Source organism: Achromobacter sp. GQ309, assembly GCF_059759315.1.
Genome location: NZ_JCAXDP010000002.1, coordinates 553,574 through 575,959, shown reverse-complemented (window position 1 = coordinate 575,959; position 22,386 = coordinate 553,574). Strand labels below are relative to the sequence as shown.

Here is a 22,386-nt window from a genome sequence, read left to right as displayed (position 1 = left end):
CCGCGGGACGAAAAAAGCGTTTCACGCCAAGAGCATGGCGGGAGGCAAGAGGAGCACTTATGCACACCAGCAGTAAGGGACTGGGTCAGCACCTGGTCTGGCTGGCGGTTGCGGTACTGGGCGCGTTTGCGCTGGGCACCGTGGCGCTGGCCAGAGGGGAGACCATCAACGCGCTATGGGTGGTGATTGCCGCCGTCTGCGTCTATCTCATCGCCTACCGTTACTACAGCCGCTTCATCGCGCGCAAGGTCTTCCAGCTTGACCCGACGCGCATGACGCCGGCCTGGAAGTACAACGACGGCCTGGACTACGTGCCCACCAACAAGCACGTGCTGTTCGGCCACCACTTTGCCGCCATCGCCGGCGCGGGCCCCCTGGTCGGACCGGTGCTGGCCGCGCAGATGGGCTACCTGCCCGGCATGCTGTGGATCCTGGCCGGCGTCGTGTTCGCCGGCGCCGTGCAGGACTTCACGATCCTCTTCATCTCGACCCGCCGCGACGGCCGCTCGCTGGGCGACCTGGTCAAGTCGGAACTGGGCAAGATCCCGGGCGTGATCGCGCTGTTCGGCGCGTTCATGATCATGGTCATCATCCTGGCCGTGCTGGCGCTGATCGTCGTGAAGGCGCTGACGCACTCGCCGTGGGGCACCTTCACGGTGGCCGCGACCATTCCCATCGCGCTCTTCATGGGCGTGTACCTGCGCTACATCCGTCCGGGCAAGATCGGCGAAGTTTCCATCATCGGCTTCGTCGGCCTGATGGCGGCCATCACGTTCGGTCAGGACGTGGCCGCGCATCCGGTCATCGGCCCGATGTTCGATTTCGACGGCAAGGGCCTGACCTGGATCCTGATCGTCTACGGCTTCATCGCCTCGGTGCTGCCCGTGTGGCTGCTGCTGGCCCCGCGTGACTACCTGTCGACCTTCCTGAAGATCGGCACGATCGTCGGTCTGGCGATCGGCATCGTGGTCGTGGCCCCCGAACTGAAGATGCCCGCGCTGACGCAGTTCGTCGACGGCACCGGTCCGGTGTGGTCGGGCAACCTGTTCCCGTTCCTCTTCATCACCATCGCCTGCGGCGCGGTGTCGGGCTTTCACGCGCTGATCTCCTCGGGCACGACGCCCAAGCTGATCGAGAACGAAACCCAGGCCCGCTACATCGGTTACGGCGGCATGCTGATGGAATCGTTCGTCGCCATCATGGCGCTGGTCGCGGCTTGCGTGATCGAGCCGGGCATCTACTACGCAATGAACAGCCCGGCGGCCGTGATCGGCACGTCGCCTGAGCAGGTCGCCCAGGTGGTGTCGAGCTGGGGCTTCGTGATCACGCCGGCCGATCTGGTGCAGACGGCCAAGGACGTAGGCGAAAGCACGATCATCTCGCGCGCCGGCGGCGCCCCGACGCTGGCGGTGGGCATGGCCCACATCCTGCATCAGGCGCTGGGCGGTCCGGGCATGATGGCGTTCTGGTATCACTTCGCCATCCTGTTCGAAGCGCTGTTCATCCTGACGGCCGTTGACGCCGGCACCCGCGCGGGCCGCTTCATGCTGCAGGATCTGCTGGGCACGTTCGCGCCGTCGCTCAAGCGCACGGATTCGCTGCCGGCCAACCTGATCGCCACGGGCCTGTGCGTGGCGGCGTGGGGCTACTTCCTGTATCAGGGCGTGGTGGATCCGCTGGGCGGCATCAACACGCTGTGGCCGCTCTTCGGCATCGCCAACCAGATGCTGGCCGCGATTGCGCTGACGCTGGGCACGGTGGTGCTGTTTAAGATGAAGCGCGACCGCTATGCGTGGGTGACGGTGCTGCCGACGCTCTGGCTGCTGGCTTGCACGCTGACGGCCGGTCTGCAGAAGCTGTTCCATTCGGACCCGCGCGTGAGCTTCCTGGCCCACGCCGACAAGTACAACGCCGCGATTGCCGAAGGCAAGGTGCTGGCGCCGGCGAAGTCGCTGGGCGAGATGTCGCGGGTGGTGATGAACGACTACATCAACGCCGGGTTGTGCGCGATCTTCATCTTTGTCGTGGTGAGCATCGTGGTGTTCGGCTTGAAGTCGGTGCAGCGCGCCCGCAACGTGAACAAGCCGACGTCCCGCGAAACGCCTTACGAATCGCTGCCCGCAGCCGCTGCGGCTGGCGCGGACTGACCTTCATCCAGGAGAAGCCGCATGCTGTTCAGCAATATGACTTCAGCGGCCGGCGCCGCCGGCCGGTATCTGGGGCAGACGCTCCGGTTGATGGTGGGCGTGCCGGATTACGAGACGTATGTCGAGCATATGCGGCGGACGCATCCTGAGCAGGAGCCAATGAGCTATGAGGATTTCTTCCGGGAGCGCCAGGAGGCGCGATACGGGGGGAAGAAGCGGATTGGGTGCTGCTGAGTGTTTTGGATGGAAGGCCTTGCTGATGCAGGGCCTTTTTTTGTTTGGACGTTGGTTTTTTCTGGGGCGTCGCTGACTTCGTAGCGTCAGGTTTTTCGTGGGCGTTACGGACTTCGTAGGTCGCCCGACGCCGCGGTCACCGGGGAGGCGATCGCCCACGATTGCGGTCCGGAGCCTTCGCTCCGGACTCCCCCGTCGTCATCTTCGTTGTCGCCTTCGGCGACTGCCTTCAGATTCCCTCGGGCGCATCGACGGCGCTCGCCTCCCCGGTGACCGCGACGCCGTGCTACCAGGGTCTTTGGTTTGCGCGCTACAAGACCTGTGTGCAGGGCAGGAGATCTGCGGGGTCGCCGGGTTGCTGCCGCCCGGACGGCGGCAACCCGGCATATGGGCGGTGGGACGTCGGGGCGGTGTGCGCTTGCGCGCTGGCGGGGAGGTGATTGCTAAAGGGCGCTCCAATGCGGGGAGGGCGCGGTGATGGGCGGCGCGCGGCGACGGTCAATGTCAGCTTGCCGACCCGTACGCGCGCCGCCCGGGCACTGGAGCTCACTTGACGATTAATGGATAGCAGATGAAATGGCGCTGATGATTCGGGTGTCAGACACCCGAATCAGTCTTACAAATGTGCCGGGGGTGCTGCTGCCGGTGTCAGACACCCGAATCAGTCTTACAAATGAGCCGGTGGTTGCTGCTGCCGGTGTCTGACACCCTGTGGAGGTGAACTCAGCATGACGCCCATCTCACGAGGGTGTCAGACACCTCGCCCAGAAGCCGCGACACGCGAAGCGTCATCGCCACGACGTAAGACAGCGCGTAAGCCCACGAAGGCCGCCCGCGCGGCCGCCCGGGGGCGGGCACCGCAAGACGCTTCTCGACCACCCCGCCGTATGCAAGAACCTAAAGAACCCAACTCGCCCCAGCGCCCGCAAAGATCAAGCAATTCGAGCCCGGTGTGGCGTGGGCCTGGGGTGGGCGGGGCGTTTAGATGCGCCCGGCGGAAACCGAAGGGAGCCGAAGGCGGACGAGGTTGAGCACGGGGCAGTCCGGAGCGAAGGCTCCGGACCGCAATCGGAGCCCCGCCCACCCCAGGCCCACGCCGCGCCGGGCGTCCCAAGAACGCCGACCATCGCCAGCAATCCGCACCCGTCAAACCCCAAAAACACAAACCAAAAAATCACATGCGTAGATATAGAAATCTCGAAAAAGATACTGCCGTCACTCCGTACTCCGCTCCCGCAGCTTCTCCGAATAAATCACCAGCGGCACTGCTCCGGCAGCGCATATCGCCATGACCAGGAATCCGCCAGGTGCATAGGCCCGGTACAAAGCGCCGCCCAGCTGGATGCTGGCGAACATGAAGACGCCGCCTGAAAGCATGGCGTAGAGGGCGATGGCGGACGTTTTGCATGCCGCCGGTACGCGGCGAGTGATGTACCACATGATCGCGGCGTTGTTGCCCGCCAGGGTGAAGCATTGCAGCAATTGCAGGCCCGCGATAATCGCAGGATCCGTGGTGGCGGACAGTCCCGTCCAGCGAATGGCGGTCATGACGGCCGATGTCAGAATCAGCCATTGCGCACCCGTGCGAGCCAAAATGCGCGGCGCTAGAAAAAAGAACAGAACTTCGCTGGTCACCCCCACCACCCACAGCAGCGAGATCATCGCCGTCGACAACCCGTTCGCGGTCCAATGCAGCGTGGAGTACGAATACAGAAAGCCATTGCTCGCCTGCACCAGCGACGCGGCCGCGATGCACATCAACAAAGGGCGGTCGCGCAGGACCTCTCGCATCGGCAGGCGTACGCGATCGACGGGGGCGTCAACCGCCGCCGGCCGTGCTGCCCTCGGCAACAGGCGCACGCACGCCAGGCACGCGACGATCAGCAGGATCGACAGCCACATCACCCAGTCCGTGTCGAACGTCTTGATCAGATAGCCGCCCGCCACCGTCACCGTCGCAAATCCCAGCGACCCGCACGCGCGCATCACCGTATAGGAATTGCCTTGTCCCCGCCCGCTTGCAATCGCCATCCGGTCCATCAGCGGCAGGACGGCGGGAAACACCGCGTTCAGCAGCAACGTGATTGCCAGCAGCCAAGCTGAACTCTGGCTGAACGGGTAACACAGGAAAAGCGCCAGCGATGCCGCCAGCGCCGACGCGATCAACGCATGGGCGCGGCCTGTCTGGTCCGCCACGTGCGCCACGATCGGCGTCGACAGGATTTTGGGCAGGAACGACGTGGCGACGATCAGCCCGATCAGCGCCGGGTCCAGTCCCCGGCTCGCGAACCACAACGGCAGAAACGGGATGCTTACGCCCTGCAAGCCGTAGTACAGGAAATAGAACCCGTGCAACGCGATGGCGCCTTGCCTGGCGTCGGGATTGCCGCGCATGGTGGTGAGGGAAGCTGGGAGATGCGAAGCGGCGTAGCATACTCCTTCGTTGTGCCGGCCATTGGCAAAGCGCAGCCGGAGATTTACGCTGTGCCTCGCGGCCGGCTGCAAGTGCGCCGCGAACGTGTTTTCCGATTTCTAATCAAAAGCTGCGATTCATGGCCAAGAAACTGAATGAGAAGACCACCAAGGCGCTGAAGGACCGCCGCAAGGCGCCGCTGGCGACGCCCACCGACCTCGCCGCTGAGGCCACCCGAGATATCTCCGCCGCGCTGAACCAGATACTGGCCGACGTGTTCGCGCTGTATCTGAAGACCAAGAACTTTCATTGGCACATCAGCGGTCCCCACTTTCGGGACTACCACCTGCTGCTGGACGAGCAGGGTGATCAGCTGTTCGCCATGACCGACCCCCTCGCCGAACGCATCCGCAAGATTGGCGGCACCACGCTGCGGTCCATCGGGCATATTTCGCGGTCGCAGCGCATTGCCGACAACGACGCCGACTACGTGCAGCCGCTGGACATGCTGGCCGAACTGCGCGAAGACAACAAGGTCCTGGCGGCCGCGCTGCGCGAAGCCCACAACGTCACCGACGAGCATCGCGACATCGCCAGTTCCAGCCTGATCGAAAACTGGATCGACGAGACCGAGCGGCGCACGTGGTTCCTGTTCGAAGCCAGTCGTCAGGGTGACGCGACGGGGCATTGAGTCTGGCCGCCGAAGCGGCGGGGCAGCCGTACCGTTATCGTCGTATCAGTGCCGCCCGCCCGACAGCGCGGGCGGGTTGGCTTGGCGGGTCAGCCGCGGTCGTCCAGCAGCGCGCTGATTTCGATTTCCGCCCAACTGCGGCCGGGCAGGCTGGTTACTCCCACCGCACTGCGTGCCGGACGCGGCATATGCGGGAATGCCGCTTCCAGCACTGCTGATGCACCGTCCAGCACCGCACTGTGGTCTTCAAATTCCGCCTCGCTGCGCAGATAGCCGCGCAATTGCAGCACGGCGCGCACGCGGTCCAAATTGCCGCCGCAGGCTTCGCGCAGGGCGCTCAGCGCCCTCAGCGCCGCGTGTGCACAGGCGGCGCGGGCGGCGTCCAGATCGGCGCCAGGCCGGCATATCCCCACGATCGGTGTGCCGTCCCGCCGGCTGGCCTGGCCGCTGATGCAGACCAGTGTTGCGCCGGTCAGTGCCGCCAAGTGGTAGGGCGCATAGGCGCCGCGCGGAACGGGCGCCGCAGGCAGGCGCCAGCCGGCCGCAGCCAGCCGCGAGTCGGGCGTGCCGCCAGCGGTCACCGTATCCATTGCGTCTCGCCGCTCAGCCAACAGCCGGGGGCGTCCGCGCGCCGGCGCAACTGGATCGCCGACGGCGAGCCCATGGCCACGCCTTGGCGGACCGTGTATACCCCGTCCGCCGGCACGCTGCCCGTCTCGTTCAGGTAACCCCACAAGGCTGCGGCGGCGATGCCGGTGGCGGCATCCTCGGGGTAGCCGGACGCCTTGGGAAATTGCCGCGCGCTGGCGCCGTCCGCGCTCAGCGCATAAGGGTAGAGGCCGGTTGAGCCGATGGCTTCACAGATGTCCCGCATCGCATCGAAGTCCGGCGCCAAGGCATCCAGGTCGGCCACTGTCGGCAATCGCACCAACGTCTTTACGCGGCTGGTGCTGGCATTGATCATGTGCAGGCCCGGCAAGTCGGGGTCGATACGCAGCACGGTGGCGATCGCGCGGCACTGCGCGGGCGTGAGCGCGGATGTGGCGACGGCAGGTTGCGACACCCAGGCGCGATTGCCAGCCTCGTCCCATTCGATGTCCACGCTGCCGCTCAGGGTCTGAACGCGGGCGCGCGGCGTGCTCCAGCGTTGCCATTGCCGCAGCGCCCAGAGCGTCCCCACGGTCGCGTGGCCGCACATCTCCATTTCGTGGCCGGGCACGAAGAATCGCAGTTGGCACAGGTGGTCATCGCGGTCGGCCGGCACTACGAAGGACGACTCGTGGCAGTGATGCGCGGCCAGCGCCTGCATGTCGGCCGCCGACATGCCGCGCGCGTCAAGCACCAACGGCACCGGATTTCCGCCTTGCAGGGGTTGGGACGGATCGACGAATACGCGCAGCAGGGCCGCCTGGCCGGCGGGAGGCTGGGCGAGGATGAGGTTGGGGTGAAGGTCAGTCAAACTGGACTCCGGTCTTGGTGATGAGGTCGCCCCAGAAGGCGAGGTCTTGTGAGACGGTTTGGGTCAGCGCCTCTGCCGTGCCGGGTTTGACGTCCACGCCCTTGGCGGCCAGGTCGGCGGCAATGGCCGGGTCCCGCAGCACCGTATTCAAGGCAACGTTCATCTTTTCCACGATGGCCGGCGGCGTGCCCTTGGGAAAGGCCAGGCCGTACCAGAGCGATTGCGTGTAGGCCGGCATGCCTTGGGCCGCGAAGGTGGGGACGTTGGGCAGGATGGGGGTACCGCTGGTGGTCGCCACCGCAATCAGCTTGCCGCTCTGCACGAAGGGCGCCAGGCCCACGGGGTTATCGAACATGATGTCGACCTGACCGCCGATCAGATCCGTGTAGGCGGGCGCCGCGCCACGGTAGGGAACGTGCGTCAGGTCCAGTTTCTCGTCCTTCTTGAACATCTCGCCCAGCAGGTGCGACACCGTACCGGCGCCCACCGACGCATACGTGCCGACGGAGCGCGCTTTCAACGCGCCGACCACTTCAGCAAGTGTGGCCGCCTTCAGGGCCGGCTGCACGGCCAGCACATAGGGCGACGTGCCGATAAAGCCGATGTAATCGAAATCCTGGGCCGGCTTGTACGGCAGGTTCTTGTACAGGTGGGCGGCAAGCGCGGTGGTGCTGGTCGTGACGGCCAGCGCGGTGTAGCCGTCCGGCTTGGCGCGTGCGGCCTGGCCCGAACCCACGGTGCCGCCCGCGCCGCCGGCGTTCTGGATGATCACGGTCTGCTTCAATTCGCGCGTCAACGCCGGCTGCAGCGTGCGCACCACCAGATCCGTGCCGCCGCCGGCCGGGAAGGGGACGATCAGCGTGATCGGCTTGTCCGGCCAGGCGGGTTGAGCCAGGGCGCTGGCCAGCGGCAGGGTAAGCAGGGCGGCGGACAGCAACGCCGACGGAAGTGTGCGAATCATGGATTTCCCCTTGTGTGTTTGTTGAATGACCCAGATCGTAGGCAGCGGCCGAGCTGGCGGCGAACCGCGACGCGACAGTAGCCGATCCCAAGCGCGACAAGGGAAACCACGCGCCCGCGCCGGGCTTGCATGAAAACGGCCGCGCGCCGATACTGGCCCAACGCCCAATCTTGCCGCTGCCGGGCAACGCCCAGCGCACCACACGCCCGCACTCCCCATGTCGCGTTCCGTCCCGCTTTCCTCCAAACAGGACCTCATCGCCCAGACCGGTTTCGCCCTGGCGGCCAGCCGGCAGCCGCGCTATGCCTTCCATTGGCATGAGCACGACTGCGCCATGCTGCTTTGGCCGCGGGCCGGCGCCCTGGACAGCGCCTGGCGGGACGAGGCCGGCGCCCGCCGCCGTTGCCGGCTGGTGCGGGGCCAGGCGTTGCTGCTGCCGTCTCATGTCGAGCACAGCACGCGCGCCGAAAGCATCTCGCAACAGCATGGCGAACTCTATCTGGCCCCGGAATTGCTTCGGGCCTGCCGGGCGGGGGGCGTGCTGCAATTGGATGGCGCGGCGCAGGCCATGCTGGATGCGCTCTGGAAGCCGGCATTGTCGGCGTCGGCGTTGCCGATGCTGGTGGAGGCATTGATCACCCAACTGGATGCGACGCACCGGATCCACGGCCAGATCATTACGCCGCAGGCGCCGCTACCGCTGGCGCGGCAATGGCTGGAACTGTTGCGCGAGCGGCTGGAAGCGGGGCAGCCGTTGCCGGCGATCGCCGATTCGGCCAGCGTGCTCGGCGCGACCACCCGTACGCTGCAGCGCGCCTGCATGGAGACCTACGGCCAGTCTCCGATTTCATTGCGCCGCATGGTCCTGGCGCAGGCCGCGCGCCAGCGGCTCGCGATGGGCGAACCGGCGGCAAGGGTCAGCGCCGAACTGGGTTTTTCCAGCAGCGGCCACCTGGGCCGGCTGCTGCGCGCGGTCGATCCTTCATCAGAAACCGGCATCGCCACGCAATCCTGAACGGGCAGGCAGCGGGGCGGCGCGGATCCCGGTTTACCACACGAACGCGGCCTACCAATTGACGCGCGCCGTCAGCGTGATGTTGCGCTCGTCGCCGTAATAGCAGGTGTAGGGGCACGCGGCCACGTAGGTCTTGTTGGCCAGGTTCTTCACGTTCAGCGCGAACTGCCACTTGTCCAGTTGATAGCGCACTGCGGCGTCATACGTGGTGTACGACGGTATCGGCATTTCGTTGATTTCCTGGCGGCCCACATAGCGCACGCCCACGCCCGCGCTCAGGCCCGGCACGGACGAAAACCGGTAGTCCATCCAGAGCGATGCCATGTTGCGAGGAACCGATTCGGGCCGCGCTCCTTCGTTGCCGAAATGGCTTTTGACCACGCGCGCGTCCGTCGTTGCCAGGGCGGCCACCAGGTCCAGTTGCCGGTTCAGGCTGGCCCGGGCCTCGATTTCCGCGCCTTTCGAGCGGACTTCGCCTGTCTGCACCAGGAAGCCCACGTGATTGGGGTCGCTGGTCAGGACATTGCGTTGGGTGATTTCGTAGAGCGCGAACGTGATCGACGCATCTACGCCCTTGGGTTCGTACTTCAATCCGATCTCGTGCTGCACACCCGTGGTCGGCTTGAAGGGATTGGCGGCGAAGTCCAGTCCCGTCACGGGTTGGAACGACTTGCTGTAGCTGTAGTAGGGTGCCAAGCCGTTGTCGAACAGATACATCAGGCCGACGCGCGGCGTGACGGCGTGGGAGTTCTGTGCGCCCGTGCCCGGGGTCGACTCGGTACGCACGGAGTCGTAGCGCCCGCCCAGCAGCGCGATCCAGCGTTCGTTGAACTTGATCTGGTCCTGCGCGTAGAAGCCCAGTTGGCGCGTGCTGTCTTCGCCATAACCGGTGGGGCCGAGGTCCGGTCGGGCGCCATAGACGGGGTGGTACAGGTTCAGCGGCGCGATGGAGCCGGATTTCTGGGCGCGCGAGAACTCGTTCTTGCTCCAGTCGATGCCGAACAGCAGCGTGTGTTCAAAGCTGCCGTGGCGCAGCTTGCCCAGCAACTGGTTGTCCACGGCCAGACCCTTGTCGGTGTCGTACCGCGTCAGGGCATAGCGGGTGGCCAGGGCCGGGTCCGATGCGTCCACGCGCGTGTCCACCCCGGCGTACTGATTGTCGGCCCGCTGCTTGTAGGTCAGCAGATTCTGGCGCACCTTCCAGTCGTCGTTCAGCTTGTGTTCGAGCAGGTAGCCTAGCGTGGCGCCCTTTGTGACATAGCGGTCGAAGTCCGGTTCGCCAACGAAGCGCGAGCGCGAAATGCGGCCGTTGGGGTTGGGCAGCAGGGTGCCTTCCAGGGGTTTGCCCACATCGTACGGGCTATCGGTGCGGCTGTAGCTGGCCAGGAACGTGATCAGCGTGGCATCGCTGATCTGCCACTCCAGCGCGCCGGCCAGCGAGGTGCGGTCGTTGTTGATGTAGTCGACCATGCTGTCGCTGTTGCGCGCCAGTCCGGTCAGGCGATAGCGGACATTGCCGTCCTCGGTGACCGGACCGCCCAGGTCCATCGCAATTTGCTTCTTGTTCCAGCTTCCGGTCTGCAATTCGAGCTCGCGCAGCGGCTCCGCCGTGGGGCGCTTGCTGACCAGGTTGATGATGCCGCCGGGTGCGGCCTGGCCGTACAGGATCGAGGCCGGCCCCTTCAGCAGCTCGATGCGTTCGAAGTTGTAGGGCTCGATGGCGCCACTGAGCGAGTTGATGGGGAACTTGGTGCCGTTCAGGTACAACGGAGCCGCGCCGGTCACGTTGAAGCCACGGATCGTAAAACCCGTGCCGATGTGCCTGAGCGCCCCGCCTTCCAGCGACTGGACGCTGGCGGTGTAGCCCAGTGCCTGGTCCAGCGAGTCCGCCGCCTGCGCGACAACCTGGTCGCGCGGAATCACCGATACGGACTGGGGCGTTTCGTGCAGCGCCGTGTCCGTCTTGGTGGCGGTTGCGCTGCGCCGGGCCACAAATCCTTGCACCGGGCCGAAAGCGGATTCCTCGGCAACGCCCGTCACCGTCACCGCGGGCAGGGTCTGCGCGGCGTCCTGGCCCGGCTGACTGCCGGGCACCGGACGCAGGATGTAGCCGCCATTCGGCTGTGGCCGGGCAGCCAGTCCGGTGCCGGCCAGCAGCCTGGCCAGCGCCTCGGGCGCGTCAAAAGTGCCCTGCAAGCCGGGACTGCGCTTGCCCGCGATGTCGGTGGCCGAATAGGACAACATCAACCCGCTTTCGAGAGCGTAGCGGGTCAGGGCGCTTTCCAGCGATCCGGCGGCGATCGCGTAGCTTTTCGCGCTGGTCTGGGCCTGGGTCTGGGCTTGTACGGCATCCGTTCCGGCCGACAGGGCGATGCCCGATGCCGTGAGCCAGAGGGCGCGGCTTGCCGCCAGCGCGAGGGTATTGCGTGCGATGAGGCGCGCGGCGCGCCGAGACTGACGGGGGGGCATGATAGGTCCGGTTTCCGGTGAAAAAATGTGGCTTCTATTAGGTTTGCCACTTGGGAAACGGAAACCCCTCATGTTGGCGCGAAAAATTTTTGGGGTCGATGAATAGCGCGGCGAGTCGAGGCGGCCTGCGCGGCGCTAGGCGTCACGCAGGCGCACGGTGATCCAATAGCGCGTCACCTGGTCGACCTCGATCGGATGCGTCCGGCGCAGCATGTCCAGCACCCGGTCGGTGTCGTCCAGCGGATAGATGCCCGAGACCTTCAGGCGGCCGGCAGCGGGGTCGCAGGCCAGCCGGCCGGGCACATAACGGGCAAGCTCCGCAATGAAGTCGGACAGCGGCATGTCCTGCGCGACCAGCATGCCCACGGACCATGACGCATCGCGCGGGTCCGCCACCCGCGTGGCGCCGACGGCGTCGCGGGTGAACGACGCCTGTTCGCCCGCGTGAATGACGCGCGGCGCATCCGCCTGGTGTTCGGGGCGGATCTCCACGGCGCCCTCGAACACCGCGACGTGGCTGCGGCCAGGGAACTGGCGCACGCTGTAGCGTGTGCCCAGGGCGCGTACGCGGCCTTGCGCCGTTTCCACCAGAAAAGGACGGGCAGGGCGCCCTGCCCGGGATGCCGGGTCGGGCGCGGTGGCGATCAGGATCTGGCCGTGCAGCAGGCGGACCAGGCGCTGCGAGCCGTCAAACCGGACATCGATGGCGCTTGCCGTGTCCAGGTCGATGCGGCTGGCGTCGGCCAGCAGGATGCTCGTGCGTTCTCCGGCTGCAGTGTGGTGATCGGACTGCCAGTCCAGCCAGCCGCGCCACAGGTTATCGCGCGCCAGCCAGGCGCCGCCGCCGGCAAACAGCGCCACCGCCAGCGCCTTGACGGCCTGGCGCCGCGCGGGACGGTTCCGGCCCTCGCGCGTCAGCGCGCCGCGTACGAGCGGCGTGTTCAATCCGCGCAACTGCTGGCCAAAGGTCTCGATGTGCCGCCAGGCGCGCTCGTGGTCGGGGTCTGCCTCGCGCCAGCGCCGGCAGGCCTCGCGCGTGGCGTCGCTGGCGTCGGGCGCCTGCAGGGCGACCAGCCAGTCCACGGCGCGCAGACTGACGCTGGCGGGCAATGGCGGGCCCTCAAGCTGGGGGAAGGCCGTCGGGCTTGAGTCCGCGGGCGAGTTGGGCATGGGTAAGGGGGCGTTCTTGATACAGGCGGCTGCGGCCGTGCCGATGCTCAGGCGCCGAAGAAGCAAAGGTGCGCGGCCTTAGCGATATAGCGCTGCACGGTGGCCAGGGAGACGTTCAGCGTGGCGGCGATGTCGGCCTGCTTCATGCCTTCCAACTGAGACAGCAGGAACGCCCGGCGCACGGGAGCGGCCAACGTATCCAGGCGGCGGTCCAGTTCGACCAGGGTTTCAAGCAGGATGGCGCGCGTTTCGGGGCCGGGCGTTTCAAGCTCGGGCAGGTCGGCCAGGGTGGCCAGGTAGGCTTCTTCGATCCTGCGGCGCCGCATGAAATTGGACACCACGCCTTGGGCCACGGTGGTGAGCAGCGCGCGCGGCTCGCGCACCTCGACGGTGTCGCCGCGGACCAGCAGGCGCATGAAGGTGTCGTGCGCAAGATCGGCAGCATCGGATGAATTTCCCAGCCGCCGCCGCAGCCATCCTTTCAGCCAGCCATGGTGATTCGCGTACAGGACATCGATGCCCTGTTGCGGCACTGCAAACTCAGTCGCGGACATTCTGCCTCCAGCGCGTCGCGGGGCTGGAGAATCCCGGCACCGTGAAAAATGAGAATCATCCGCATTCTAAGAGAAGCCGCGATGTGACGACAAGCGGCAGCTCACTACCCGGCAGCCGCCCGCTTGAGCACGCTGTGGCGCGTGCTCGGGCGGAGTCTTCACAGGCCGGGAATATCAGCTCTGCCTGGCGAAGCCGCCCGCCGCCCATTCCGACGCCCGCTGCACGTTCAGCTTGTACGTCGGCGGCACGCGGATCTGCGCGAGCTGATCGCCGAATTCGTCGTAGGCGCTGAGCGTGGCATAGGGCTCGTCCTCGTCGGGCACGATGTCCAGCTTGATGGTCAGGCGACCTTCGTCGGTGTCGATCTTCACGCTTTTGTGCAGCGTGGCGTGCAATTGCTGCTCGTGGCGGCGCAGGACTTCGTTGGCCGTCTTGACCAGGGTGTGGAAGGCCGGCGCGTCGAGCGGCTTGGGGTTCTTCTTGTCGCGGCCCATGGTCCACGGGCCGACCAGCGCGGGCTCGGCCTGTCCGTCCAGCGTCATTTCGACGGCCCAGCCGTCGTCGTCTTCGTTCTTGATGACGCGCGCGGTCCAGCCGTCGTCGCGCCAGAGCCTAGCTTCCTGTTCCTTGGGTGCGTCGGAAATGCCGGTGTCCGGCGTGGAAGTGTCGTTCACTGCGGTACTGCTCCTGAATTCGTTGATGCGCGGCGATGACGCCGCGGGCCTTGAGGGCGACCCTGCACTGTAGCCTACTGCGCGGGCAGGGCGGGCGGCACGGGTGGCACGGTTGTCACGCAGGCCGGGGCGCGGCGCGGCGATTGCGCCCGTACGCTACGCCCTGCCGCGCCCGCTAGATCGCGCACGACGCGGCCCAGGCGCGAAACTGCGTGAGTTCCGGCGACGGCCTGCGGTAATCCTCGGGTGGCAGCACGAAGTAATAGCTTTGCGCGCCCAGATCCACGGTCAGGCCGAACGGCGCAACCAGCCGGCCTTCGTCCAGTTCCTTCTGCACCAGCGGCTTTTGCGCGATGGCCACGCCATACCCTTCCAACGCGGCCTCGTACGCCAGCGCGGACGACTCGTAGCGCAAACCGCGCGATACATCGATCTCTGTCAGGCCGGCCGCCCGCAGCCAGATCTCCCAGTAGTCGGGCCGGGCCAGCGTATGCAGCAGGATCTCGCCTTTCAGGTCGGCGGGTGTGCGCAGCCGGGCGCATTTGTCGGGGATGCAGACCGGCAGCAATTCATTGACCATCAGCTTGTAGCTGACGAGGCCCCGCCAGCGCCCGTCGCCCATGCAGATGCCGGCGTCGACTTCCTCGCGCTCGAAATCCGGCGGGTCCACGGCGGTGTGGAGCTTGACGTCGATGTCGGGATATTGGCGGTGAAATCCGGAAAGGCGCGGAAGCAGCCAGCGCATGGCCACGCTGTGCGGCGCCTTGATGACGAACTGGCGCCGGCGCGAGCGCTCGCCCAGTTCGGACGTTGCGCGCTGCAGCCCGCCGAACAGCCGCGCGATATCGGCGTGATACCCCGCGCCCATGGTGGTCAGCACGATGCGGCGGTGCTGGCGCAGGAACAGGCGGAGCCCCAGGTGTTCCTCCAGCAGGCGGATCTGCCGGCTGACGGCGGCGGGCGTCACGCTGAGTTCCTCGGCCGCGCTGGTGATGCTGCCCAGGCGGCCGACGACCTCGAAACAGCGCAGCGCATTGAGCGGAGGCAGGGCGGTCATCGCGGCGGTTCGGTTAACAAAAAGTTAAGTGTGCCATAGATAAAGTCGTTTGAACCCCGCCCCGCAAGCGCCCAAGATGGCACGGCCGCCTGAGTTCGCGGCCAAGAACAGCACAAGGGGAAATTCATGTTCAGAACGTTGGTTCGACGGATTGGAATGGCTGCCCTCTGCGGCGCCGCGGCGCTGGCCGGAACTGTGGCGGCGGCCGACTATCCGCAGCGGCCCGTCAGCATCGTGGTGCCGACCACGCCCGGCGGCACCGCCGACATCCTTGCCCGCCTCATCGGCCCGCGGCTTGCGCAGCGCTGGGGCCAAGCCGTCGTGGTGGAGAACAAGCCGGGCGCGGGCACCCTCATCGGCGCCGACTACGTGGCCCGCGCGAAGCCCGATGGCTACACCTTGATGCTGACCTTCAACGAACTGGCCACGCTGCCCGCCTTGAATCCGAATGCCAAGCTGGATGTCGAAAATGGCCTGGCGCGCATCGGCAAGATCGGCAGCCTGCCGGTCCTGGTCCTGACCCGGCCCGGCATCGACGATGCCGATCTGGCCACGCTGATCAAACGCTTCCGCGCCGAACCGGGCAAGTACACCTACGCGTCCAACGGCTCAGGTTCGTCGCTGCAGCTGTTCACCGAGATCTTCAAGCGCGAGGCCGGTGTGGACGTGATGCACGTGCCTTACCGGGGCGCGCTCGAAGCCTCGATGGCCGCTATCGGTGGCGAGGTCGATCTTCTGGTGCAGTTCGCGTCGGGCAACGTCATCAACCATGTGAAAGGCGGCAAGCTCAACGCCTACGCCGTGGCGTCGCCGCAGCGTCTGGAAGCGCTGCCCGCCGTGCCCGATGCGCCCGAAGCCGGCTTGCCCGGCCTGCGCCTGGAGGCCTGGTACGGACTGTTTGCGCCCGCCGGCCTTCCCGACGACATCAAGCTGAAGATCAACCGCGACCTGAACGAGGTGCTGGCCGAACCCGCGATCCAGGAGCGCTTAAAGGGCATCAATCTGCTGGTGCAGCCGGGCACGCCGGCCGAATTCGATACGTTCTTCCGCGCCGAATATGCCCGATGGAGCGCATTGATTCGGAGCCTCGGCATCAAAAGCAGCGAATAAATGCAGCGAATAAATGCAGCGAATTAATGCCGCGAATAAGACCACCGGAGCCACACCTTGACCTACGATCCCAGCACCCACACCGCGCTGACGTTTCATGACGCCCGCGCCAACTTTGCCGACCGCCGCGACACGCCACGGGACTACCTGGAACGCTGCCTGGAGGTGATCGCCACGCGGGAGGGCCAGCTCAAGGGCTGGGTCGTCCTGAACGAGGAGGGCGCGCGCGCCGCGGCCGACGCCAGCGCCCAGCGCTACCGAGACGGCCGTCCGCTTTCGGCAATCGACGGCATGCCCGTTGGCATCAAGGACCTGATCGAAACGCGCGACATGCCGACGCAGATGGGCTGCGCCGCCTTTGACGGCAACTTCCCCAAGAACGACAGCGCCGTCGTGCGCGCGCTGCGCGATGCCGGCGCGATCATTCTTGGCAAGACGGTCACCACGGCGCTGGGGTTTCTCGACCCCGGTCCGACGACCAATCCGTTTGATCCCCGCCGCACGCCGGGCGGCTCGTCCAGCGGGTCGGCCGCCGTCGTGGGCGCCAATATGGTGCCCATGGCCATCGGCTCGCAGCTCGTGGGCTCCGTCCTGCGGCCCGCCAGCTACAACGGCAACTGGGCCTTGAAGCCGACCTTCGGCGCGCTCAATCGCGGCGAGCGGCTCGGGCTGAGCCAGGCCCATATCGGCATCCACGCCAATTCCGTCGAGGACATGTGGACGGCGGCCGCTGAAATCGCCCAGCGCGCGGGCGGCGACCCGGGACATCCGGGCCTGTATGGTCCGCTGCATCCGCCGGCAGCCCAAAAGCCCACGCGGCTGGTCGCGCTGGAAACGGAGGGCTGGGCGCGCGCGGAACCAAATGCCCGTGCGGCGTTCGAGGCCAGCCTGGACAAGCTGTCCGGGCAGGGCGTGACGATCCTCCGGCGCGGCGATTCGCTGCTGGTCGACGCGCTGGAGCGCGCCATCTCGCAAGCGGCGCCCCTGTCGCTGCGGCTGATCTCGTGGGAGCAGCGCTGGTCATTGGCCAATCTGGTCGCCAACCATCCGAACACGCTGGGTCCCAGCCTGGTGCGGCAACTGGAAAGCGGCCGCGGCATGACGCTGGCCGAGTACCGCGAATGCCTGCTGCTGCGTGAACACGCGCGCCAGTGCCTGGCGGCGCTGGCCACGCAGTGCGATGCGCTCGTCAGCCTGAATGCCTGCGGCGCGGCGCCCATCGCGGCGGACATCCGCGACAGCAAATACCCGACGGGCGACGTTTCCTTTGCGTGCGCGTCGTCACTGCTGGGCGCGCCCGCGATCAACGTGCCGCTGATGGCCGTCGATGGCTTGCCGCTGGGGTTGCAGGTGATGGGGATGGCGCATGGCGATGCCGCGATCACCGGCATCGGGACGTGGATCCATCAGTCATTGCGGCCTGCGCGCTGAGCCGCTGCCGGCCGGGCCGGGTCGGCGCGGCAAGCAGACCCGGCCGGCGTGAGCGATTGATCACGCCGACCTGTCTCGCCGACTGATCTCGTCCACGGGATCTCGCCGGCTGATCACGCAGCCCGAGCCTGCGCGCGATGGCGGACCGCGTTGTCCAGGTCGGCAATCGGCGCAAGCAGGCCCCGGTCGAATTCCTGCTGTGGCTGGCCGGTGCGCAGTCTGACCGGCCAGTCGGCATGCGTGAGCGCGCCGCGTCCCAACGAAACGAAGTCCGCCTCCTCCCGGGCGATCAGGCCTTCGGCCCGCGTGGCGTCATGCAACGAACCATTGGCCAGCACCGGCACCGGGACATGCTTGCGCGCCAGCGCCGCCAGGCTTGGACCGGCCTCGCCGAATGCGGGGCGCCAGGCCTCGAACTCGGTGGTGTGCAGGTAATCGACGGGCTGCGTGCCCAACGTGCTGAAGATCCGCGCGGCCTCGTCCTGGCCGCCCGTCCACTTGTGGGTGAAGTCGTTGACCTTGCCCTGCGAACTGCGCACGCCCACGACAAAGTCCGCTGTCGTCGACTGCCGCACCGCCTGGATCACGTCCAAGGTCAGACGCAGGCGGTTTTCCACGCTGCCGCCGTAGCGATCCTCGCGCAGGTTGGTGTGGGCAGTGAGGAACTGATCAAGCAGATAGCCGTTGGCGCCGTGTATCTCCACGCCGTCGAATCCCGCCGCCTGCGCCCGGCGCGCCGCCTGCGCAAAGCCGTCGACCGCCTCGGCAATCTCATCGATCGTCATCGCTTCCGGCATCCGGTAAGGCCCTTGGCCGCGGTAGAAGGTCATCTGCTGTCCCGCCGGCTGCACGGCCGAAGGTCCCTTGGTCCGGGACCGATGCGGATTGCCCTGCGACAGCGCGCCCGCATGCATCAGCTGCGCAATGATGCGTCCACCCCGCGCATGCACACGATCCACCACGGGTCGCCATGCCTCACGCTGCGCATCGTCCGCCAGACCGGGCTGGAACAGGTAGCCCTGCGCATGCGCCTTGTCCGTATAGATGCCTTCGGTGATCACCAGGCCAAAGCCGCCAGCGGCGAAAGCCTCGTAGTAGTCGGCCATCTGCGCCGTGGCTCGGCCGTCCGCCGTGGCGCTGACGCGTGTCATGGGCGCGACGGCCAGCCGGTTGGGCAGGTTCAGCGCGCCCACGCGCAGCGGCTTGAACAGCATGGCGGGAAGCGTCGGCGCGTCGGTCTGCAGACGATTGTCGAGCGTGGTCATGTCACTGGCCCTCCGGTTGGCGGACCGCCGCGATGGCTTCGATCTCGATCATCGCGGCCGGATCGTACAGGGCCTTGATTTCGGCAATGGTGTCGGCTGGGTAGGGCGCCGAGAAGAACTTGCGGCGCAGCGCCACCACGTCGTCGAAATGCCCCATGTCGGTGACAAAGATCGTGACCTTGATGACGTCTTTCAAGCTGGAACCGCCGGCTTCCAGTGCGCGGCGCAGGTTCTGGAAGGCTTGCTCGCCTTGCGCCAGAAAGCCGCCGTCCACGATCTTCCCGTCGTCGGCGGCGCCTGCCTGACCCGAAATGAAGAGCAGATTGCCGAACTGGATGCCTTGCGACAGCAGGAAAGGCGCGTAGTTGTCGGGCTGCGTGATGACTTGTTTGAGCATGATGCGAATTCCTTCATCTATGGCCGGCGGGATTGGGGGAGTGGGGTGCCGGTGAGTGAAGACAATGTAGGGTGGTGACGAATCGGTGACAAAGGTTCGTTTGTCAGCTATAAGACGAGAAAAATTCATCCATAGGCAGCCGCCCATGCAACGCCGATCCCTTCCGCTCTCTGCGCTGCGCGCCTTCGAAGCCGCCGCCCGTCTGGGCAGCTTCAAGGCCGCCGCCGAGGAACTTGCCGTCACCCCGACTGCCGTCAGTCATCAGATCCGCGCGCTTGAAGCCGGGACGGGTCTCGCGCTGTTCGATCGCCAGGTGCGCAAGGTCACGTTGACCGAAACCGGGTCGCAGCTATATCCCGTGCTGCGCGACGGCTTCGACAAGTTCGAGGCGACCTTGGCGCGGCTGACGCAACAGCGCACGCGGGCGCAGGTCAGCATCTCGGCCACCAATGCCTTCACCGTGAAGTGGCTGGTGCCGCGCATGGCCGATTTCCGCCGCCAGCATCCCGACATCGACCTGCAATTGCAGGCGAGCGACGACCTTGTCGATCTGCGCTCGTCCTCGGTTGATATCGCGATCCGGTATGGGCGGGGTCCGTATCCCGGGCTGGTGACGCAGCCGTTGTTCACCGATCGATTCGGACCGGTCGCCAATCCGCGCCTGGGCGTTGTCTCGCCGGACGATCTGGCGCGGGTGCCGCTGATCCGCTTCGACTGGAAACGCGCGCAACCCGAAAACCCGACGTGGGAGCGCTGGTTTGCGCTGGCCGGGCGTCCGCTGCCGCCCGAGGCCGGGCAGTTGCGGTTTTCAGATGAAGGGCACGCCATACAGGCGGCGGTGGCGGGGCACGGAATTGCGTTGGTCAGCCTGGCGCTGGTGGACGATGAGCTGCGGGCAGGGCATCTGGTGCAGCCGTTCGGGCCCGAGATCGAGGGGCATACGTATCACCTGGCGATGTTTGGGGAGCGGGACGCGTCGGTGGCCGTGCAGGCGGTGGCGGGGTGGCTGCGGGCGCAGGTGTGAAGGCCCCTTTCCGGCCTGACTTGCGTGGAGCGTGTCGCAGGCGCGCGCAAGGATTTATGTTGCGTGGGCAACTGACGCCGGCTTGCGGCGCAGCTCAACCACCTGCGCCGCGCCCACAGCACGCGCGCGCAACTGGCCACAGCCGCCGTCCACGTCCTGCCCGGCGCTGTTCCTGACCTTGGCCAGGACGCCACGGCCGTGCAGATGGCGGACGATCTGGCGGATGCGCTCGGCATCAGGGCGCTGGTAGTCATCGCCCTCGAGGCTATTGAACGGGATGACGTTCAGCACACCGTACTTGCCCTTGAGCAGACGTACGACGGCATCGAGTTCGTCGTCGCCGTCGTTGATGCCCTTGAGCAGCGTCCATTGATACTGGATCGGGTAATCCGTGTCGCGAGCGTATTGCTCGCCCAGTTCAATCAGGGCTTCAGGCGCGATTTTTGGCGCGCGCGGCAGCAGCTGTGCGCGCAGGTCGGCCTTGGTCGTGTGCAGCGACAGCGCCAGCGCCGGTTTGACGCGTTGTTTCGGCAGGGCGTCGAACACCCGCTGATCGCCCACGGTCGAGAACACGAGGTTCTTGTGGCCGATATTGCCTTCCGTGCCGAGCAGGTCGATGGCTTCGAGCACATTGTCCAGGTTGTGCGCGGGTTCGCCCATGCCCATGAAGACAACCTTCTTCACCGCACGCTGACGCCGCGCCAGCACGACCTGGGCAAGGATTTCCATGCTCGTGACCTGACGGATCAGCCCGCTCTTGCCGGTCATGCAGAAGCGGCAGCCGACCGCACAGCCAACCTGCGTGGAAACGCACAGGCCATCGCGCGGCAACAGCACGCTTTCCACCATCTGCCCGTCGGCCAGTTCGACAAGCAATCGCGAGCCGTCGCTGCCCGCGTGTTCGGAGCGGATCCGGGCAAGACCGTCCAGTTCCGCCGTCACCTCGGGGATGGCGTCACGTAGAGCCAGAGGCAGGAAGTGTTCGGGGCTACGCCGCCGGGTGCCGGTGTCGAGCGCTTGCCCGTTCAACCAGACGCGCACGACCCGCCCACGGTGAACGGGCAGGGCGCCAAGAGCGGCGAGACGATGGGTGAAGTCGGAAAAGCGCATGGGGGGCGGATTTTACTCTGCCTCGACCCGGTTCCGGCCCGCCCGCTTGGCTTGATACAGTTTGGCGTCAGCCCGCCGATACATGACCTCCCAGGACTCGGCGCGATCCGTGTGCGCCACGCCCGCGCTGATCGTGACTGGCGCTTCGTCGCTCGGATCCCGCACGCTCTGTTCAACGGCTGCGCGCAGGCGCTCCGCGCAGCGCAGGGCCTCGGGCGGCTCGGTGGCCGGCAGGAAGATGCCGAATTCCTCGCCGCCAATGCGCCCGAGCACGTCGTGCTTGCGCACCGCGTCGTTGAGGGCCTTGGCCACTTGCCTGAGCACGTTGTCTCCGCTTTGGTGGCCATGCAGGTCGTTGATGCGTTTGAAGTTGTCGACATCGCAGACGATGAGCGCCACCGCAGCGTTGCCATTCGATATGTGCGATCGGACGCGCGCTTCGAAGCCCCGCCGGTTATAGACGCCGGTCAGCCAATCCTTGTCGCCTTCCTTGCGGACCTCGTCAATGGCGTCGACGGCGATCGCAACCAGCAGCGTGAGCGCCAGCGCGACGCTGAATACCGCAAGCGAAAGCTGCAACATCTGCCAAAACGGCGAGTCGGCAAAGGCAAGGGCGCCTTGTGGCGCCAGCGTCCCCATACTCAGCAGTGTGCGCGGCAGAAAATGCAGGCCGAAAAGCAACACGACAAAGAAAAGCGCCTTGTCGACCGGACGCTGACGCGAAGATCGCCGCATGCGCCACGCGGCAAAGCAGAACAGCAATCCGAAGCCCGCATTCAGCACATAAACGCGGACAAGCAGGTTGCGATCGATATAGAAGAAGTACCAGAGCGCGCCCATGATGGCCGCCGCATACAGGCCAAATGCGGCCCAGGGCACGCGAATGCGTGCGCGATCGAGAACGCCCTGCACCACCAGACATCCTGCAGCCGTGTATAGAAAACCCGAGACGAGCGCATTGAGACCCGTGTCGCGGGGCACGTACAGGACTTGTGAAATCGCCCCACAGGCAAATGTCATACAGCCTGCGGCAAGGTGCAGCAGGAAGCGTTTGCGCTGGAAGAAGAACCAGATGGCAAGGAAGGTAAGTCCGAAGATCAGCAGCAGTGCTGGCGCGATCAATGACAACGTCACTCGGACTTGCGAACCTACCATCGGGGCCTCGGGCGAAGCGGCGGCGCGTCTTGCGCGCGGGCCAAATTTC

The 22,386-nt window shown here is 66.2% G+C and carries 20 protein-coding genes; 7 read left to right on the top strand and 13 right to left on the bottom strand.

From position 1 onward, the window contains the following. The first annotated feature begins 59 nt into the window (after window positions 1-59). A complete protein-coding gene (locus AC6CIE_RS07955; protein ID WP_498091913.1) occupies window positions 60-2,147 on the top strand; it encodes a carbon starvation CstA family protein in 2,088 nt (695 codons plus the stop codon). Between the two features lie 21 nt (window positions 2,148-2,168). Then, window positions 2,169-2,381 carry a YbdD/YjiX family protein gene (locus AC6CIE_RS07950; RefSeq protein ID WP_105238611.1) on the top strand — a complete coding sequence of 71 codons (213 nt, stop codon included), beginning with the start codon at window positions 2,169-2,171 and terminating at the stop codon, window positions 2,379-2,381. Window positions 2,382-3,596: 1,215 nt separating this feature from the next. Here the strand turns inward: AC6CIE_RS07950 and AC6CIE_RS07945 are convergent. Then, window positions 3,597-4,775, bottom strand: coding sequence for an MFS transporter (locus AC6CIE_RS07945; protein WP_498092118.1), 1,179 nt, complete (start codon window positions 4,773-4,775; stop codon window positions 3,597-3,599). 158 nt (window positions 4,776-4,933) lie between these two features. Here AC6CIE_RS07945 and AC6CIE_RS07940 point away from each other — a divergent pair, with 158 nt between their 5' ends. Continuing rightward, complete coding sequence (locus tag AC6CIE_RS07940; protein ID WP_175121857.1) at window positions 4,934-5,485, top strand: Dps family protein; 552 nt, start codon at window positions 4,934-4,936, stop codon at window positions 5,483-5,485. 89 nt (window positions 5,486-5,574) lie between these two features. On the opposite strand, the gene AC6CIE_RS07935 is transcribed toward AC6CIE_RS07940, so the two are convergent. From AC6CIE_RS07935 to AC6CIE_RS07925, 3 genes are read right to left on the bottom strand one after another with little or no spacing between them, the layout of a single operon-like run. Then, window positions 5,575-6,075 (bottom strand): RidA family protein, encoded by a 501-nt coding sequence (locus AC6CIE_RS07935; RefSeq protein WP_498091912.1) that lies wholly within the window; start codon window positions 6,073-6,075, stop codon window positions 5,575-5,577. Next, window positions 6,063-6,944, bottom strand: a complete 882-nt coding sequence (locus AC6CIE_RS07930; protein ID WP_498091910.1) for a PhzF family phenazine biosynthesis protein — start codon at window positions 6,942-6,944, stop codon at window positions 6,063-6,065. The genes AC6CIE_RS07935 and AC6CIE_RS07930 overlap by 13 nt, the downstream gene beginning before the upstream one ends. Beyond that, the gene (locus tag AC6CIE_RS07925; protein WP_498091908.1) at window positions 6,937-7,905 is read right to left on the bottom strand and encodes a Bug family tripartite tricarboxylate transporter substrate binding protein; all 969 of its coding nucleotides are present in this window, start codon (window positions 7,903-7,905) and stop codon (window positions 6,937-6,939) included. Before AC6CIE_RS07925 ends, AC6CIE_RS07930 begins: the two co-directional genes overlap by 8 nt. A 217-nt stretch (window positions 7,906-8,122) precedes the next feature. Between AC6CIE_RS07925 and AC6CIE_RS07920 the strand changes: the two genes are divergently transcribed. Continuing rightward, window positions 8,123-8,920: an AraC family transcriptional regulator gene (locus AC6CIE_RS07920; RefSeq protein WP_279974099.1), complete on the top strand. Its 798-nt coding sequence runs from the start codon at window positions 8,123-8,125 to the stop codon at window positions 8,918-8,920. Window positions 8,921-8,971: 51 nt separating this feature from the next. Here AC6CIE_RS07920 and AC6CIE_RS07915 read toward each other — a convergent pair whose 3' ends face one another. The 5 genes from AC6CIE_RS07915 to AC6CIE_RS07895 all read right to left on the bottom strand — a co-directional run bounded on the left by AC6CIE_RS07915 (window position 8,972) and on the right by AC6CIE_RS07895 (window position 14,845). Continuing rightward, window positions 8,972-11,389, bottom strand: coding sequence for a TonB-dependent siderophore receptor (locus AC6CIE_RS07915; protein WP_498091906.1), 2,418 nt, complete (start codon window positions 11,387-11,389; stop codon window positions 8,972-8,974). 135 nt (window positions 11,390-11,524) lie between these two features. After that, window positions 11,525-12,559, bottom strand: coding sequence for a FecR domain-containing protein (locus AC6CIE_RS07910; protein ID WP_498091904.1), 1,035 nt, complete (start codon window positions 12,557-12,559; stop codon window positions 11,525-11,527). A 47-nt stretch (window positions 12,560-12,606) separates the two neighbouring features. Beyond that, the gene (locus AC6CIE_RS07905; protein WP_175121851.1) at window positions 12,607-13,113 is read right to left on the bottom strand and encodes a sigma-70 family RNA polymerase sigma factor; all 507 of its coding nucleotides are present in this window, start codon (window positions 13,111-13,113) and stop codon (window positions 12,607-12,609) included. 174 nt (window positions 13,114-13,287) lie between these two features. Then, window positions 13,288-13,788: a hypothetical protein gene (locus AC6CIE_RS07900; protein ID WP_452000131.1), complete on the bottom strand. Its 501-nt coding sequence runs from the start codon at window positions 13,786-13,788 to the stop codon at window positions 13,288-13,290. A 175-nt stretch (window positions 13,789-13,963) separates the two neighbouring features. Then, window positions 13,964-14,845 carry a LysR substrate-binding domain-containing protein gene (locus tag AC6CIE_RS07895; RefSeq protein ID WP_175136743.1) on the bottom strand — a complete coding sequence of 294 codons (882 nt, stop codon included), beginning with the start codon at window positions 14,843-14,845 and terminating at the stop codon, window positions 13,964-13,966. A 156-nt stretch (window positions 14,846-15,001) separates the two neighbouring features. Here AC6CIE_RS07895 and AC6CIE_RS07890 point away from each other — a divergent pair, with 156 nt between their 5' ends. Beyond that, on the top strand, window positions 15,002-15,955 hold the full coding sequence (locus AC6CIE_RS07890; RefSeq protein ID WP_498091902.1) for a tripartite tricarboxylate transporter substrate binding protein: 954 nt from the start codon (window positions 15,002-15,004) through the stop codon (window positions 15,953-15,955). 57 nt (window positions 15,956-16,012) lie between these two features. Next, entirely contained in the window at window positions 16,013-17,386 is a 1,374-nt protein-coding gene (locus tag AC6CIE_RS07885; protein WP_498091900.1) for an amidase, read from the top strand. A gap of 113 nt (window positions 17,387-17,499) precedes the next feature. On the opposite strand, the gene AC6CIE_RS07880 is transcribed toward AC6CIE_RS07885, so the two are convergent. After that, entirely contained in the window at window positions 17,500-18,651 is a 1,152-nt protein-coding gene (locus tag AC6CIE_RS07880) for an NADH:flavin oxidoreductase (protein WP_498091898.1), read from the bottom strand. Window position 18,652: 1 nt separating this feature from the next. Then, window positions 18,653-19,048, bottom strand: coding sequence for a RidA family protein (locus AC6CIE_RS07875; RefSeq protein ID WP_175136739.1), 396 nt, complete (start codon window positions 19,046-19,048; stop codon window positions 18,653-18,655). Between the two features lie 145 nt (window positions 19,049-19,193). On the opposite strand from AC6CIE_RS07875, the gene AC6CIE_RS07870 reads away from it, so the two are divergent. Continuing rightward, window positions 19,194-20,072: a LysR substrate-binding domain-containing protein gene (locus AC6CIE_RS07870; protein ID WP_498091896.1), complete on the top strand. Its 879-nt coding sequence runs from the start codon at window positions 19,194-19,196 to the stop codon at window positions 20,070-20,072. Between the two features lie 54 nt (window positions 20,073-20,126). On the opposite strand, the gene AC6CIE_RS07865 is transcribed toward AC6CIE_RS07870, so the two are convergent. Together AC6CIE_RS07865 and AC6CIE_RS07860 are read right to left on the bottom strand one after the other, a co-directional pair. Next, on the bottom strand, window positions 20,127-21,182 hold the full coding sequence (locus AC6CIE_RS07865; protein WP_498091895.1) for an RNA methyltransferase: 1,056 nt from the start codon (window positions 21,180-21,182) through the stop codon (window positions 20,127-20,129). A gap of 12 nt (window positions 21,183-21,194) precedes the next feature. Then, window positions 21,195-22,310, bottom strand: coding sequence for a GGDEF domain-containing protein (locus AC6CIE_RS07860; protein ID WP_498091893.1), 1,116 nt, complete (start codon window positions 22,308-22,310; stop codon window positions 21,195-21,197). Between the last annotated feature and the right edge of the window lie 76 nt (window positions 22,311-22,386).

Excerpts from the sequence above, each read along its gene's own strand:
- AC6CIE_RS07865 (WP_498091895.1), bottom strand. The coding sequence starts at position 21,182 with ATGCGCTTTTCCGACTTCACCCATCGTCTCGCCGCTCTTGGCGCCCTG.
- AC6CIE_RS07920 (WP_279974099.1), top strand. The coding sequence starts at position 8,123 with ATGTCGCGTTCCGTCCCGCTTTCCTCCAAACAGGACCTCATCGCCCAG.
- AC6CIE_RS07905 (WP_175121851.1), bottom strand. The coding sequence starts at position 13,113 with ATGTCCGCGACTGAGTTTGCAGTGCCGCAACAGGGCATCGATGTCCTG.
- AC6CIE_RS07870 (WP_498091896.1), top strand. The coding sequence starts at position 19,194 with ATGCAACGCCGATCCCTTCCGCTCTCTGCGCTGCGCGCCTTCGAAGCC.
- AC6CIE_RS07910 (WP_498091904.1), bottom strand. The coding sequence starts at position 12,559 with ATGCCCAACTCGCCCGCGGACTCAAGCCCGACGGCCTTCCCCCAGCTT.
- AC6CIE_RS07915 (WP_498091906.1), bottom strand. The coding sequence starts at position 11,389 with ATGCCCCCCCGTCAGTCTCGGCGCGCCGCGCGCCTCATCGCACGCAAT.
- AC6CIE_RS07875 (WP_175136739.1), bottom strand. The coding sequence starts at position 19,048 with ATGCTCAAACAAGTCATCACGCAGCCCGACAACTACGCGCCTTTCCTG.
- AC6CIE_RS07950 (WP_105238611.1), top strand. The coding sequence starts at position 2,169 with ATGCTGTTCAGCAATATGACTTCAGCGGCCGGCGCCGCCGGCCGGTAT.
- AC6CIE_RS07955 (WP_498091913.1), top strand. The coding sequence starts at position 60 with ATGCACACCAGCAGTAAGGGACTGGGTCAGCACCTGGTCTGGCTGGCG.
- AC6CIE_RS07945 (WP_498092118.1), bottom strand. The coding sequence starts at position 4,775 with ATGCGCGGCAATCCCGACGCCAGGCAAGGCGCCATCGCGTTGCACGGG.
- AC6CIE_RS07880 (WP_498091898.1), bottom strand. The coding sequence starts at position 18,651 with ATGACCACGCTCGACAATCGTCTGCAGACCGACGCGCCGACGCTTCCC.
- AC6CIE_RS07935 (WP_498091912.1), bottom strand. The coding sequence starts at position 6,075 with ATGGATACGGTGACCGCTGGCGGCACGCCCGACTCGCGGCTGGCTGCG.
- AC6CIE_RS07890 (WP_498091902.1), top strand. The coding sequence starts at position 15,002 with ATGGCTGCCCTCTGCGGCGCCGCGGCGCTGGCCGGAACTGTGGCGGCG.
- AC6CIE_RS07895 (WP_175136743.1), bottom strand. The coding sequence starts at position 14,845 with ATGACCGCCCTGCCTCCGCTCAATGCGCTGCGCTGTTTCGAGGTCGTC.
- AC6CIE_RS07940 (WP_175121857.1), top strand. The coding sequence starts at position 4,934 with ATGGCCAAGAAACTGAATGAGAAGACCACCAAGGCGCTGAAGGACCGC.
- AC6CIE_RS07925 (WP_498091908.1), bottom strand. The coding sequence starts at position 7,905 with ATGATTCGCACACTTCCGTCGGCGTTGCTGTCCGCCGCCCTGCTTACC.